Origin of the sequence: Alkaliphilus sp. B6464, from assembly GCF_018141165.1 — a bacterium.
In the GTDB taxonomy this organism is placed as follows: domain Bacteria; phylum Bacillota; class Clostridia; order Peptostreptococcales; family Natronincolaceae; genus Alkaliphilus_B.
Genome location: NZ_CP058557.1, coordinates 1,558,417 through 1,572,593, shown reverse-complemented (window position 1 = coordinate 1,572,593; position 14,177 = coordinate 1,558,417). Strand labels below are relative to the sequence as shown.

The following is a 14,177-nucleotide window of genomic DNA, read 5'->3' as shown; positions in this document are numbered from 1 at the left end:
ATAGTGGAGGGTTTAATTATAAGCAATAGGAAGAACAAGAGCAAGTATCCACCACAGTACCAAATATTACAGTATGAATATCAGTGCAATTATTAATTTATTATGTTAACATTAGCTGTTAACTATATTAGAATGTTATATTATTAAAACAATAATTTATTTTGTTCTTCTATATATGTTAGAAAAAGATAACTTAACAAATAAAGCAATGTAACAATAATAATGAACACTGTATCATTTTTTTAGTCGTTATAATTTAGATCTTCCTCTTTTCAGTGTAAATAAAGGTTACTTTATCATAAGTCAAGGATAAAGTAACCTTTATTATTAATTTGACTGCAGTCAAGACTTATTGTACTATAACCATTTGTAGAACCTTGTCATATATTGCGATAAATACGCTTAAATATGGAAAAGCCCAACCAACATTAATTTCAATGCTAGTTGGGCTTATTCCATCTAAAAGTATATATTTGGGTCAATATATACTCATTACATTATTTTTATCCCCAAACTCCTATCCTTCTAACCTTTTCATATCTTTTATCTAGTAATTCCAATGTATCTAGCTTCATAATAAGTTTTAACTCATTTAATAAATATTCCTTTATATTGTATGCTGTAAAATCTACATCTTTATGTGCTCCACCTAAAGATTCTTTTATAATTCCATCTATTACATTCAGTGATAATAAATCTTGAGCTGTTAGTTTCATAATATCTGCCGCCTTTTGAGCAAGGCTAGAGTCCTTCCACAATATACTAGAAAGTCCTTCTGGTGATATTACTGAGTATATAGAGTTTTCTAGCATAGCTACTCTATCTGCAACACCAAGGGCTAGAGCTCCACCACTTCCTCCTTCTCCTATAACTATTGCTATAATAGGAGTTTTTAGTTTACTCATTTCAATAAGATTTACAGCTATTGCCTCTCCCTGCCCTCTTTCTTCTGCACCTAGTCCACAGTAAGCTCCAGGTGTATCTATAAAAGTTATAATAGGTCTTTTAAACTTTTCTGCCTGTTTCATTAATCTTAGAGATTTTCTATATCCTTCTGGATGAGGCATACCAAAGTTTCTTTTAATATTCTCCTTTGTATCCTTTCCTTTTTGATGGCCTATTACTGTAACAGGTATACCCTCAAACTTACCTATTCCTCCTACTATTGAGCTATCATCTCCATAAAGCCTATCTCCATGAAACTCTATAAAATCTGATATTAACTTATTAATATAATCCAATGAAGTAGGCCTTTCTTGAAGTCGTGCAATTTTAACTTTTCCGGAAGGATTTAGTTTTTCATAAACTTCATTTTTCATTGTTTCTAATTTTTTATACAATATATCTATCTCATTATCTAAATCTACATTATTTTCCTTAGCAAAATTATTAAATTCAGTAATCTTATTTTCAAGTTCAATAACTGGCTTTTCAAATTCTAAAATATTATGCATTTGCTTCACCACCTGGTGCATGAATTTTTAGTACTTTAGCTAAGAAAGTCTTCATATCTTTTCTGTTTACAATCTTATCAATAAACCCTTTTTCTTGTAAAAGCTCCGCCCTTTGGAACCCCTCAGGAAGCTTCTGTCTAATAGTTTGTTCTATAACCCTAGGTCCTGCAAATCCGATTAGTGCTCCTGGTTCTGCAATAATTATATCTCCTAACATAGCAAAGCTAGCAGTAACCCCACCTGTTGTTGGATCTGTTAGAACAGATATATATAATAGTCCTTCTTCAGATAATCTACCTAGAGCTGCTGATGTTTTAGCCATTTGCATTAATGATAAAATCCCTTCCTGCATTCTTGCTCCTCCAGATGCTGAAAAAATAATGATAGAAACCCTTTTTTCAATTGCTTTCTCTATAGCTCTAGTAATCTTTTCTCCTACTACTGAACCCATACTTCCCATCATAAAATTAGGATTCATAACACATATAATACAATCTTCTCCCTTTATTTTCCCTTCACCAGTAATTACAGCTTCATTTTCATTTGAATTTTCCATTGCTTGTGTAACCTTTTCAGTATAATTTGGAAAATTTAACGGGTTAGCTGCTATTAAGTCTGCATCATATTCTATAAATGTGTCTTCATCTATTACCATTTTTATTCTTTCTCTAGCACTCATTCTAGACTGTTTACTTTGATTAGAAATGTCCACAGTTTGTTTAGGAATACTTTGTACCTCATCAGAATTATTGGTAGCACTACTTATAGTCGAAGTTTTTATTTCGTTATTCTCATCTTTATATAAAGTTAAGGTTGCATATTTCTTTTTACCAAAGAGGTCTTTAAGCATTTTTTCCCTCCTAACTATTACTTGTTATTAGATATTTCTCTTTCTATAAATGAAGTGTCTATATTATTTATTAAAAAGCCTTCATTGTCTAATATCTGCTTTTGAAAATCAATATTTGTTTTTACTCCAGTAACTACTATTTCATCTAAAGCTCTCTTCATTCTACTAATAGCTTCATTTCTATCTTTTCCCCATACTATAAGCTTTCCAATCATAGAATCATAAGTAGGGGGAATAGTATATCCATTATAAATATGGCTATCTACCCTAACACCATAGCCTCCAGGAGCAAAATATCCTTCTATTTGCCCTGGAGAAGGTCTAAAGTTTTCAGTAGCATCTTCAGCATTTATTCTACATTCAATAGCATGACCATTTATTTTAATTTGATCTTGTGTAATATCTAGCTTTTCTCCGTATCCTATTTTTATCTGCTCTTTTATTAAATCTATACCAGTTATCATTTCTGTAATTGGATGTTCTACCTGTATTCTTGTGTTCATCTCTATAAAGTAAAAATTATTATATTTATCTAATAAAAATTCTATAGTTCCAGCACTTACATATCCTACAGCTTTAGCTGCACGAAGAGCCATCTCCCCCATTTTATTTCTTAACTCATTATTAATAACTATACATGGCGCTTCTTCTAGAACTTTTTGGTTCCTTCTTTGAATAGAACAGTCTCTTTCTCCTAGATGAATAATATTACCATAAGAATCAGCTAATATTTGAAATTCTATATGTCTAGGATTTTCTATAAACTTTTCTACATACATAGAGTCATCATTAAATGCTGTACTAGCTTCAGATTTAGCCATGTTAAACTTATCAACAAACTCTTCTTTTGTATGGACTATTCTCATTCCTCTTCCACCCCCACCGCTAGCAGCCTTAACCATAACTGGAAAACCAATTTCTTTAGCTATTTTAAGTGCTTCTTCTGCTTTGTTTGTAGAATTTTCTGACCCTGGTACAACGGGAACTCCTGCTTCTATCATTGTCTTTCTAGCCTCTGATTTGTTTCCCATCTTCTCTATATGATCTTTATAAGGTCCAATAAACTTTATACCATTTGATATACATGCATCTACTAATCTGGAATCTTCTGAAAGAAACCCATAGCCAGGGTGTATAGCTTCAGACTCTGTAAGCAAAGCCGCAGTTATTATATTATCTATATTTAAATAGCTTTTTCTTGACTGTGCAGGTCCTATACAAATAGCTTCATCTGCCATATGCACGTGAACTGATTCCTCATCTATTTTAGAATATACTGCTACTGTTTTTATCCCCATTTCTTTACAAGCTCTAATGATTCTAATTGCTATTTCACCCCTGTTAGCAATAAGTATTTTATTAAACATTAAGCCCTACCTCCTAATCTTGATTAAAGGCTGAGCGTACTCAACTATATCTTCATCAGCTACAAATATTTCAACAACCTGACCTTCTGCCTCACACTCTATTTCATTCATTATTTTCATAGCTTCGATTATACATAACGTTTGACCCTTTTCTACCTTATCTCCTATTTTTACGAAAGGAGCAGAATCTGGACTTGCTGCTTCATAAAATGTACCTACTATAGGTGACTTTACTATAAAAGTATTTTCATCATCAGCTAATACTTCCATAGGGTCTTCACTACAACATTCACTTTTGGACTTGTCCTTCTCATTATTAATTACTTTTGTTTCTATATTTTTGGTTTCTAAATTGTCTATAATTGTTTTCGTTTCGTTCCTGCCTTCAATATCTGATCGTTTTGATATCATTATTTTGATATCACTTTTCTCTATTTTTACTTCTTCTATACTTGTTTTATCTATTGTAATAATCAACTCTTTAATATCTTTTATATCCATTTTATCTACCCCTCCTAATATTACCACATTGTATTAGTACCAGATCCTAATAATTCGTATTATAACATAATAATAAATACTATAGCAATTATTAATTTATCCTATAAACTATAATCTCTGAGTTTACTCTGAATTGAATGTTAATTTATAATATATGTTAAAGCTATAAAACCTCAGTATTTTCGTATAGGTAAATTTTTATGGATTGACATTAACTATTTAATGTATTAAAATATTATCTTAATACAAGGTAAATTCAATGCGTAGGAGTAGTAGTTAAACAGAGACGGTTTTAGCGAGTCGGAGTTGGTGGAAGTCCGATGCCAGATTGTTAATGAATGGACCTACAAGAAGCTTGGGGAAATGAACTTGGTTCAAAGTATCTAATGCCGGGGGTTTCCCGTTATAGAAACAGGATATCGAGTATATGCTCTGTATCTGTAGAGTGAGATTATTTAATTAATAATCTAATGAAGGTGGTACCGCGAAATATGTCTTTCGTCCTTTTTATAAGGATGAAGGACTTTTTTTATGACCTAACCCGATTTGTGAAACAAATCGATGGTAGGTCAAACGCAATGAGCACCAAATTTGCACGACTGAAAGGAATGAACAAATTTGAGTTGCGAAACTGCGTAATATATTCAAGTAAAGTAGAATCTTATATATACAGGTGGTGATAGTATGTTGTGAACAGAGGGAGACTGGCAGGATAAAAAAATAATACAAATAAAAGGAGCGAATTGCTATGAAATTACAAAACAATATTTTTACAGCATTACTATTGGCCATCGGGTTTATTTTGCACCAAATAACCCCTGGAATATTCGGAGGAATGAAGTTTGATTTTCTACTATCTTTTATTTTTATTTCTTTATTAATAAACGATACTTTTAAGAATACTATATTAACAGCACTATTAGGTGGCTCACTGTCTGCAATGACCACTACATTTCCTGGAGGACAGATCCCTAACATAATTGACAAGTTAATTACTTGCATTGTACTATTTTTTGTTATTAAGTACCTTCGTAGGTTTGATTTCAACTCTCTATTAGTTGGCTTTATTAGTGGTTTAGGCACATTCATTAGTGGAACAGTATTTTTACTCTCTGCTCTTTTAATTACAGGATTACCCGTATCCTTTAAAATATTATTGACAACTGTAGTTCTTCCTACAATACTAGTAAATGCAGTTATTACAGTATTTATTTATCAAATAGTTAAACATGCAATGAAAGTATCGAAAATAAATCTCTAAAGGATAGATTATTGATATATAATGTTTAGTATAGGATATAATCTTATATAATAAATATAGGATTTAAATATATAACAATATGAAGGATGGGTGATCGCATGAAAGATAATCTTGAAAAGTCAATATTGAATAAAAGGTACACTGTAAAGGAAGAGATAGCCAATGGCATAACACATGGTATTGGTATATTATTTGGAATTGCAGCTTTAACTATTTTACTGTTTCTTTCAATAAAAAAGAGAGATCTTTTATCTATTGTTTCTTTTAGCATTTATGGTTCTTGTATAATATTAATGTACCTATCTTCAACACTTTATCACAGCATAACTAATCAAAATATTAAAAAGATACTTAGAGTATTTGATCATTCTTCTATATACTTGTTTATTGCTGGAACCTATACACCTATTGCACTACTCGCTATGAAGGGATATTTAAGGATTGGGGTTTTAACGGCCGTATGGTCCATAGCCATATTCGGTATAGTATTTAAAATAACTACTTATACAAAAATGGATAAATTTAAAAAGTTATCTCTAGCATTATACTTAGGTATGGGTTGGATAACAGTGTTTACAGTGAAGCCAATAATTCAAATGGCATCCTTAAGATTTTTTATATGGATTTTAGTTGGAGGATTAATTTATACCTTAGGGACTATATTTTACAGTATGAAAAGAATTCCCTATAGCCACGCAGTTTGGCATGTGTTTGTTTTAGGCGCTAGTGTAATTCACTTTTTGGGTATATTCTTATATTTGGCATAGAACAACCTAATATAATTTATGTTTAAACTTGAATTGGGACAGCTTTAATTAGCTGTCCTTTTATTAACTGTATTTTAATAAGAACTTAAAGTAAAAGATTTAGATACCTATCAGTTTCCAAAATAATCACTCCTACTAAAGTATTGAATTGTTAAAATTATACACTAATTTTATTATATGTGCTATAATATGTCTAGCATAGTCATTACCCTATTTTAAGTACCTTTTATTTGAAATTCATATATTAAATATTTAATTTATCCTTGTTTTTTCGAATCAATTTTAAGGATGTAGCCTATTGTTAAGAAAAAAATTTTTATAGTTAATCACGAATAGTATATACCAAACTAATTCTCCTATTATTAATTAAGAATATATAATAAAATAAGGGGAGTATTTGTATTAGCAAATATAAGGAGTGATATTTTGTGACTGCTAGATTTTTTCGTAAAGCACCCTGTGAAGAAGCAGAATATATTGTTAAATATGTAGAGGACTCGTTAAAAGGTAAACTTGCTAAAAGCCCAGATATTAAATATCCCCTTCATACCAAGGTATTAAGCAATTTTGAAAAACTACTTGCCAACGAGGCTAAAATGTCGCAATCGGCAAAACAAATACTTGATATAGTAAGTTCAATAAGCAGCTTTGATGTAGGTATGTCTCATATCTCATATCAATTGATGGATTTTGCAAAAGAAATGACATCTTTAAGCGAATCCAATCTAGCCATAGTAGAAGAAACTACGGCAAATATGAATGAAGTAAACCAATCTATTGATATAACCTCCCAAACTTTAAATGATTTAGCAGAAGAGTCTGGAGCTTTAGCAAAAAAAAATGATGAAAGTCTTAATCTTCTCAACGAAGTTCAAATACTCAAGGAAGATGTTATGCAGGACACTGGAATAATGAGTAAAAAAATTCAGCTATTAGTCGGCCTTGCCGCAGAAGTTGGTAAAATAGTTGATAGCGTACAAGCTATTGCGGAACAAACAAATCTTTTAGCATTGAATGCTGCAATAGAGGCTGCCAGAGCTGGCGAGCATGGGCGGGGATTTGCAGTTGTAGCCGAAGAGACTAGAAAATTAGCTGATGATACGAAACAAAATTTAGAAGGAATGCGACAATTCGTCAATCATATACATATTGCAGCCCATGATGGAATGGAAAGCTTAAATAGCACATTGAAATCTACGGAGCAAATAAGCCAAAAAATAGAATTAGTGTCTAATACCGTTGGCAAAAATGTTGAAATGCTCAAAAATGTAATTGTAGATGTTGATGCTATACATAAATATATTGAAGGTATTCGGATTGCAGCTAATGAAATTAATCATGCTATGGAGGCTTCTAGCAGTGATGCAGAAAAACTTAGCTATATGACTCAAAGCATACATAAGGACGCAGTGAAGAGTGTAGAGTTTGCCGGACAAATATCTCAAGTAGACGACAATCTTTCCTTAATAATAAGTTATATGCTTGAGGCACTAAAGGGTGGAAGTAATGCAGTTACAAATGAAGAGCTACAAAATGTTATTGAAAAAGCCATGAAATCCCATATTGAGTGGATAAAAGGACTTAATCAAATTATAACTGAGATGCGTACACATCCACTACAAACTAATTCAAAAAAATGTGCATTTGGCCATTTCTACCATGCTATTAAAGTAGAACATCCTGAAATTTTAGATGATTGGAATCTAATAGATGAAATTCATCATGAATTTCATGGCATAGGAGACCAGGTAATAGCTGCTGTTAAGCAAGGAGATGAAAAAAGTGCTAAACAACTTTATAAAAAGGCTGAACAGCTTTCTGATCAAATGCTAAATACCTTAAAAAAAGTTAATGAAAAAATAGGTCAGCTTATTAACAAAAATATACGTATTTTTTAAACTTTAAAAGACAAGGAACTAAAGAGACGTTCTATTTTTCCATATACTACAATCCAAAATTTTTCAGAAAAGTTAAAATAAAATAATGTATTAATTAAAAGTTATGCTAATAAAAAATTATAACACTTGCTAATATCAAGTGTTATAATTTTTTATATAGACCTACTTATTTTTGAATCTTAATCTTGATAAAAATAGTATCATAATAAAATACTCTCATAATCTTCTCTATTATCTATATCTCTACCTAAATCTTCCATATCTATCCTATATTCTAACACCTCTTCAATATTTTCCTTAATAATTTGTCTTCCACCCTCATCTCCTTCTAACTTAAGAATCTCTGTTTTCCAATTAGATGAAAAAACTACAGGGGTACCTCTCTTACCATTGTATAATGGAACAAGTATAGAAGAGTTGTTGCTATAATAAAAATCTATCATTTCATTTATAAAATCCCTATGAATTAATGGCTGATCTCCCATTAAAAACATATAACTATCAGCATTATCTCCCGCTTCTTTTATCGCTTCAACCACAGAAGTACTTTGTCCTTCATGAGCCCTTTCGTTAATTACAATATTTATAGGGTATTTACTGGCTATATCTTTTATTTCGTTATTACGACAGACTATATAGACCTTTTTAAACTTTGAAGATATTGCCTCTTCTATTATCACTTCAATAATTCTTTTATTTTTAAAGGGTAACAATAATTTATTAGTCCCCATTCTTCTAGAATACCCTGCCGCTAAAATAATGCCTATCATCTTTTTCCCCCTAATATTTCTAAAATAGGATCTTTATCTTGAACTTCCCCTAATAGTATGTATTTTATATTATCGCTTCTTTGTAATATTTCACTGGATAACTTAAGTAAACAGGAATAACCCTCCTTATTGCTTCTAACCTTATTAAATAAAATAACTTTCTTACTATCATTTGGAATACCCTTAGTTATCCCCAATGGATGTACAGCCAAGTCTATAATTAGTTTTCTATCCACATTACTTCCACATTTTTGTATAAGCTCACTAATTAAATGATGCCTATGCACATTTTCTTTGTTAATCTCTTTTCCTAAAATATCTGTCCCTATTAAAATTATAGTTATACTACTTGTTGAGGGTACTTGTGGCTCATGGGTATCAGGTACTTTTAAGCTTCTACCATTAGATCCATCTCCCTCTACTAAAAACCAACGCCCTTTATTTTCTTTATATATTTCGTCCATCTCTTCAGGGGTAAACCCCTTTAATTTGTTTTCAGTGGTAATTTCTTTACCTAACAATATTCTCTTTATATTTAGATTTTCTTTAATCCTTTTTTTAGCTTCATCAGCATTTTTAGTAATAATGCTAAGGTCGTATGTAGAAGATGGTGGCATAAACATGGCGGTTGTCGTAGTTAACATAACTGATTCATCGGAATGTGACAGTTCCTCTCCCAAACGGAAGAGGGTAGTGGTTTTACCACCACCCCCAATTAATGTGATTAAGATAGGTTCTTTTAGCCCTAGAGCTTCTATTAGTTTCATATTCTACTCCTTTACATTAGTGAAGTACACTTAGATTGAGTCTTTAGTTGCATCTAGTTCTATAAATTTAAAGTTTTTAACATCAAAGAGTCCCATGTCTGTTAATTTTAAATCTGGTATAACAGGCAGAGCTAAAAATGCTAAAGTCATAAAAGGTTCAATTTCACGGTTTACACCTAATTTTTCATATGCTATATTAAGCATTTCTTCTAAATCTACTTTTATATTCTCAACAGGTTCTGTAGACATTAACCCTGCAATGGGCAGTTTTAAGGTTTTTAGGATTTCACCATTTGACGCAATAGTTATGCCTCCTCCCACCTTTGAAACTTCTTCAATTGCTAATAAAATATCCTGATCGTTGTCTCCTATTACAATTAAATTATGGGAGTCATGTGCTACTGTAGAAGCTATTGCACCTTTCTTCAGATGGAAGTTTTCTACTAATCCAAGACCTATATTTCCAGTAGCCTTATGTCTTTCTACTACTACTAACTTTAAAATATCTCTATCTCTATTGTATTTATAGAAACCTTCTTCTGTTGATACTTTTTCTATAATTTTTTTAGTAACAAGACTATGAGGTAATAGTCTCATAATATTTGCAGTATCTGACTCTAGCTTAATTTTCAAATCTTCCTCTGTTACCGGTTTTATGTTAACCGTGTCTGTAACTTTAGAGTAGTCTCCCATAGTTACACTGAATAAGGCTTTATTGTCTTGTGCAACTAATTTACCCTTCTTAAATACCTTCGCTACTTTAAAGTTCTTTAAATCATCTAAAATTACAATATCTGCATCATACCCAGGTGCAATAGCTCCTAGATGCTTTAAGCCATAGCACTCGGCAGCATTAATCGTTGCCATTTGAATTGCACTAATTGGATCCATCCCTTCCTCTACTGCTAAGCGAATATTATAGTCCAAATGACCCTTTAAAAGTAAATCCTCTGGATGCTTATCGTCTGCACAAAAAAGACATCTTCTCATATTTTCTTTATTTACAGCTTTTATTAATGTCTTAAGATTTCTAGCTGCTGAGCCTTCTCTAATTAATATATACATACCAAGTCTTAGTCGATCTATCATTTCCTCTGGTGTAGAACACTCGTGCTCTGTCTTTATTCCCGCTACAACATAGGCATTTAAATCTTTACCCGCTATTACCGGTCCATGTCCATCTACAGTTTTACCCTCTGCCATAATTAGTTTATCTATAATATCATCTTCTCCTTTAATAACACCAGGGTAATCCATTAGCTCTCCTAAACCTAATACTCTTTCATGATTGATTAATCTTCGTAAATCTTCAGCTTTTAAAATTGCTCCTGCATTTTCAAATGGAGTTGCAGGAACACAAGATGGCAGCATAACATAAACACCAAGTGGAATATTTTTGCTCGATTCTAAAATATAATCTATTCCTTCCATACCGCATACATTAGCTATCTCGTGGGGATCAGCTATTATAGTAGTAGTTCCCCTAGGTATTATTGCCCTTGCAAACTGTTCAGGGGTTGCCATAGATGACTCTATATGGACGTGACCATCAATAAACCCCGGAGATACATATTTGCCCCCTAAGTCTATTTCTCCTACTCCTTCATAGTTACCAATACCAACTACCTTTTCTCCCTCTATTGCAATATCTCCTTCTATTATTTCACCTGAAAAAACATTAACTATTTTTCCGTTTTTTAATACTAAAGAAGGTCGTAATCTTCCAGCGGCTATGTCAATTCTTCTTTTTAACTCATATATCATGTAATCGCTCCTTTTGCTAATATCTAATAAATCTAAATATTAATTTTTATAATTATATCATACTTTTCTTTAGAGCTCTTAGTAATACCTCTGGAGTTACTGGTATTTCATTTATCCTTACACCTATAGCATCGTATATTGCATTTAATATAGCTGGTGCAACACCCAACATTACGGGCTCACCTATTCCCTTGGCACCAAAGGGTCCTGTAGATTCTGGATCTTCTATTATAATTTTTTCTAACTCTGGAATGTCCATAGAAGTAGGGATTAAATAATTGCTAAAACGGTCATGTTTTATTTCACCTTCTCTAAGGTTTAGATCTTCAAATATTCCATAACCCAGCCCCATTGCAAAGCCCCCATCCATTTGCCCTTCTATTAGCTTTGGATTAATTGCCCTCCCTACGTCTTGGGCGCAAACCGCTCTAATTATTTCTACAATACCTGTTTTTGTATCTACCTCAACCTCTACTCCATATACACTAAAGGTGTAGGGCCAATAGGGCGCTCCCTGACCTGTTTCCACATCTATTTGTGTTGTCTGAGCAATAAATTCGCCTTCTCTTTTAAGTGGATTACCATCAAGAGATTGGGCTAGTTCTTTTAATGATATACTTTTAGTTGGGAAGTTACTTACAAATACTCTTCCATTTTTCAATTCCATACCTATTATAGTATTTAACCCTAGCTTTTCTTTGCTATTTATAAGTATAGCCTCTTTTAAACTTTCTGCTGCTATTTTAATCGCATTTCCAGTATTATATGTTTGTCTGCTTGCCGCTGCTGTTCCTGCATCTGGAGTTATGCTAGAGTCCTCGCAAATAAATATAATTTTTTCTACAGAAAGGCCTAATATCTCCGCAGGAATTTGACTCATTATAGTCTTTGCTCCTTGCCCAACCTCTGTTGCACCCACATAAATAGCCACTCTACCATCTATGCAAAGCTCTGCTACTGCCTTTGAAACATCCGGAAAACCATTTCCATATCCTGTTCCATACATTATACTACCTATTCCAATACCTCGTTTTTTCATTTTTACTTCCCCCCCAAAAGATTTAGTGACTTTGCCACTGCTTCTATGCAATTTATTAGGGGCACACTTTCGTTTAGCACTTGACCTGTAGATGTTGTGGAGCCTACACGAAAACCATTTCTAATCCTAATTGTAATAGGATCTATGTTTAATTTTTCTGCTAATCTATCCATTTGTAGTTCGTGGGCAATTGGTACTTGAGCTGCCCCAAACCCTCTCATGGCTCCTGCAAATGGGTTATTTGTATATACCCCATAACCATCTATTTTTACATTTGGTATTTCATAAGGGCCAGTGGCATGGGTTACTGCCTTTCTAACAACATTATTTACCCAAGATGCGTAGGCACCAGTATCTGCAATTATTTCAGCCTGCATTCCAATTAGCATTCCTTCCTTATCCGCTCCTGTTTTATAATTCATTATCATAGGATGTCGTTTACAATGAGCCCTAAATGATTCCTCTCTTGAATATACTGTCTTTATCGGCTTTCTAAGTAATTTCGCCGCAAGAGCAATATGGATTTGTAAAGTAATATCCTCCCTGCCTCCAAAGGCACCTCCTACTGCTGGATTGATAACTTTTACATCCTCTTTTTGTAAAGATAGAGCCTCTGCTATTTCTTCTTGGTCAAAATGAGGATATTGGGTAGCAGCACAAACTACAATCTTTCCATCTTCATCTACATATGCTATACCTGCTTCTGGCTGTAGAAAGGCATGATCCACCATAGATGTTTTATATTCCTCTTCTATAATTACCGCACAATTCTTAAAAGCTTCCTCTACATTCCCTTTTCTAATTTTACAGTGGTGTACAATGTTACCCCCATCATGAACCTTTGGAGCACCCTCCTTCATTGCGTCTATCGGATCAAATACTCCTTCTATTTCTTCATATTCTACCTCTATTTTTCTAACTGCCGTTTCTGCAATTCGATTATTCTTTGCAACAACAAATGCAATAGGGTCGCCTATTCGTCTTACTTTTTTACTACAAAACACTTCATGATCCTTGTATAGTACTCCGTGGCTATTAAAAGGAACATCTTTTGCAGTAAATATCTTTATTACTCCGTCTACTTTTTCTGCTTTGCTTGTATCTACTTTTATATAGGCATGAGGTTTGATTGAGCGTAGAGTTTTTCCATAGAGCATACCATCCATGTTTATATCTTCAGGATAAATAGCCCTTCCCCTTACCTTCGAAAGTCCATCTACTCTAATTATATTCTTTCCTATTACTTCAAGTTCTTTCATAGACTTTCCCCCCTCAAAAGCTTTCCTGCCCTTTCAATAGCATCTACAATTTTGTTATATCCTGTACATCGACAAAGATTACCTGAAATAGATTCTCTTATTTCTTCTCTACTAGGGGAAGGATTATTGTCTAGCACAACCTTAGCAGAAAGCACCATTCCTGGAATACAAAATCCACATTGTACAGCTCCCTCTTCTAAAAAAGCCTGCTGTATAGGATCTATCTCCTCATCTGTTCCAAGTCCTTCAATAGTAATTATTTCTTTACCATCTGCTTGAAATGCCATAACCATACATGAATTAACAGTTACGCCATCCATAATTACTGTACAGGCTCCGCACTCTCCCTCTCCACAGCCTTCCTTAGTTCCTGTAAGCTTTAGTCCTTCTCTCAATACATCAATAAGTCTATCTTCCCCATCTATTTTTATTATATGATCTATTCCATTAACATTTAATGCGATCTCATTCACCTAAATT

The 14,177-nt window shown here is 32.8% G+C and carries 13 protein-coding genes and 1 other annotated feature; of the genes, 3 read left to right on the top strand and 10 right to left on the bottom strand.

Annotated features, from left to right (window positions below):
• Nucleotides 1-503: 503 nt before the first annotated feature.
• From HYG84_RS07560 to accB, 4 genes are read right to left on the bottom strand one after another with little or no spacing between them, the layout of a single operon-like run.
• Nucleotides 504-1,454: an acetyl-CoA carboxylase carboxyltransferase subunit alpha gene (locus HYG84_RS07560; protein ID WP_212381767.1), complete on the bottom strand. Its 951-nt coding sequence runs from the start codon at nucleotides 1,452-1,454 to the stop codon at nucleotides 504-506.
• Nucleotides 1,447-2,304 carry an acetyl-CoA carboxylase, carboxyltransferase subunit beta gene (accD, locus tag HYG84_RS07555; protein WP_212381765.1) on the bottom strand — a complete coding sequence of 286 codons (858 nt, stop codon included), beginning with the start codon at nucleotides 2,302-2,304 and terminating at the stop codon, nucleotides 1,447-1,449. Before accD ends, HYG84_RS07560 begins: the two co-directional genes overlap by 8 nt.
• Nucleotides 2,305-2,321: 17 nt before the next feature.
• On the bottom strand, nucleotides 2,322-3,671 hold the full coding sequence (locus HYG84_RS07550) for an acetyl-CoA carboxylase biotin carboxylase subunit (RefSeq protein WP_212381763.1): 1,350 nt from the start codon (nucleotides 3,669-3,671) through the stop codon (nucleotides 2,322-2,324).
• A gap of 6 nt (nucleotides 3,672-3,677) precedes the next feature.
• Nucleotides 3,678-4,172: an acetyl-CoA carboxylase biotin carboxyl carrier protein gene (gene accB / locus HYG84_RS07545; protein WP_212381761.1), complete on the bottom strand. Its 495-nt coding sequence runs from the start codon at nucleotides 4,170-4,172 to the stop codon at nucleotides 3,678-3,680.
• Between the two features lie 250 nt (nucleotides 4,173-4,422).
• Nucleotides 4,423-4,681: a binding site (T-box leader), on the top strand.
• A 239-nt stretch (nucleotides 4,682-4,920) separates the two neighbouring features.
• Between accB and HYG84_RS07540 the strand changes: the two genes are divergently transcribed.
• The 3 genes from HYG84_RS07540 (at nucleotide 4,921) to HYG84_RS07530 (ending at nucleotide 8,098) form a co-directional block, all read left to right on the top strand.
• Nucleotides 4,921-5,433 (top strand): tryptophan transporter, encoded by a 513-nt coding sequence (locus HYG84_RS07540; RefSeq protein ID WP_212381759.1) that lies wholly within the window; start codon nucleotides 4,921-4,923, stop codon nucleotides 5,431-5,433.
• A 98-nt stretch (nucleotides 5,434-5,531) separates the two neighbouring features.
• The gene (gene trhA, locus HYG84_RS07535) at nucleotides 5,532-6,200 is read left to right on the top strand and encodes a PAQR family membrane homeostasis protein TrhA (protein WP_212381757.1); all 669 of its coding nucleotides are present in this window, start codon (nucleotides 5,532-5,534) and stop codon (nucleotides 6,198-6,200) included.
• A 428-nt stretch (nucleotides 6,201-6,628) separates the two neighbouring features.
• Complete coding sequence (locus HYG84_RS07530; RefSeq protein WP_212381756.1) at nucleotides 6,629-8,098, top strand: methyl-accepting chemotaxis protein; 1,470 nt, start codon at nucleotides 6,629-6,631, stop codon at nucleotides 8,096-8,098.
• A gap of 200 nt (nucleotides 8,099-8,298) precedes the next feature.
• On the opposite strand, the gene HYG84_RS07525 is transcribed toward HYG84_RS07530, so the two are convergent.
• Genes HYG84_RS07525 through HYG84_RS07500 form a run of 6 tightly spaced genes read right to left on the bottom strand, consistent with a single transcriptional unit; the run spans nucleotide 8,299 to nucleotide 14,170 of the window.
• Nucleotides 8,299-8,868 (bottom strand): nucleotidyltransferase family protein, encoded by a 570-nt coding sequence (locus HYG84_RS07525; RefSeq protein ID WP_212381755.1) that lies wholly within the window; start codon nucleotides 8,866-8,868, stop codon nucleotides 8,299-8,301.
• Complete coding sequence (gene yqeC, locus HYG84_RS07520; protein ID WP_212381754.1) at nucleotides 8,865-9,635, bottom strand: selenium cofactor biosynthesis protein YqeC; 771 nt, start codon at nucleotides 9,633-9,635, stop codon at nucleotides 8,865-8,867. Before yqeC ends, HYG84_RS07525 begins: the two co-directional genes overlap by 4 nt.
• Before the next feature lie 30 nt (nucleotides 9,636-9,665).
• Complete coding sequence (ade, locus tag HYG84_RS07515) at nucleotides 9,666-11,399, bottom strand: adenine deaminase (protein WP_330655605.1); 1,734 nt, start codon at nucleotides 11,397-11,399, stop codon at nucleotides 9,666-9,668.
• 52 nt (nucleotides 11,400-11,451) lie between these two features.
• Nucleotides 11,452-12,438: a xanthine dehydrogenase family protein molybdopterin-binding subunit gene (locus HYG84_RS20645; protein WP_212381753.1), complete on the bottom strand. Its 987-nt coding sequence runs from the start codon at nucleotides 12,436-12,438 to the stop codon at nucleotides 11,452-11,454.
• Nucleotides 12,439-12,440: 2 nt separating this feature from the next.
• On the bottom strand, nucleotides 12,441-13,697 hold the full coding sequence (locus HYG84_RS20640; RefSeq protein ID WP_212381752.1) for a xanthine dehydrogenase family protein molybdopterin-binding subunit: 1,257 nt from the start codon (nucleotides 13,695-13,697) through the stop codon (nucleotides 12,441-12,443).
• Entirely contained in the window at nucleotides 13,694-14,170 is a 477-nt protein-coding gene (locus HYG84_RS07500; RefSeq protein ID WP_212381751.1) for a (2Fe-2S)-binding protein, read from the bottom strand. Before HYG84_RS07500 ends, HYG84_RS20640 begins: the two co-directional genes overlap by 4 nt.
• Nucleotides 14,171-14,177: the final 7 nt, after the last annotated feature.

Coding starts and splice junctions, on each gene's coding strand:
- HYG84_RS07560 (WP_212381767.1), bottom strand. CDS start 1,454: ATGCATAATATTTTAGAATTTGAAAAGCCAGTTATTGAACTTGAAAAT.
- accD (WP_212381765.1), bottom strand. CDS start 2,304: ATGCTTAAAGACCTCTTTGGTAAAAAGAAATATGCAACCTTAACTTTA.
- HYG84_RS07550 (WP_212381763.1), bottom strand. CDS start 3,671: ATGTTTAATAAAATACTTATTGCTAACAGGGGTGAAATAGCAATTAGA.
- accB (WP_212381761.1), bottom strand. CDS start 4,172: ATGGATATAAAAGATATTAAAGAGTTGATTATTACAATAGATAAAACA.
- HYG84_RS07540 (WP_212381759.1), top strand. CDS start 4,921: ATGAAATTACAAAACAATATTTTTACAGCATTACTATTGGCCATCGGG.
- trhA (WP_212381757.1), top strand. CDS start 5,532: ATGAAAGATAATCTTGAAAAGTCAATATTGAATAAAAGGTACACTGTA.
- HYG84_RS07525 (WP_212381755.1), bottom strand. CDS start 8,868: ATGATAGGCATTATTTTAGCGGCAGGGTATTCTAGAAGAATGGGGACT.
- yqeC (WP_212381754.1), bottom strand. CDS start 9,635: ATGAAACTAATAGAAGCTCTAGGGCTAAAAGAACCTATCTTAATCACA.
- ade (WP_330655605.1), bottom strand. CDS start 11,399: ATGATATATGAGTTAAAAAGAAGAATTGACATAGCCGCTGGAAGATTA.
- HYG84_RS20645 (WP_212381753.1), bottom strand. CDS start 12,438: ATGAAAAAACGAGGTATTGGAATAGGTAGTATAATGTATGGAACAGGA.
- HYG84_RS20640 (WP_212381752.1), bottom strand. CDS start 13,697: ATGAAAGAACTTGAAGTAATAGGAAAGAATATAATTAGAGTAGATGGA.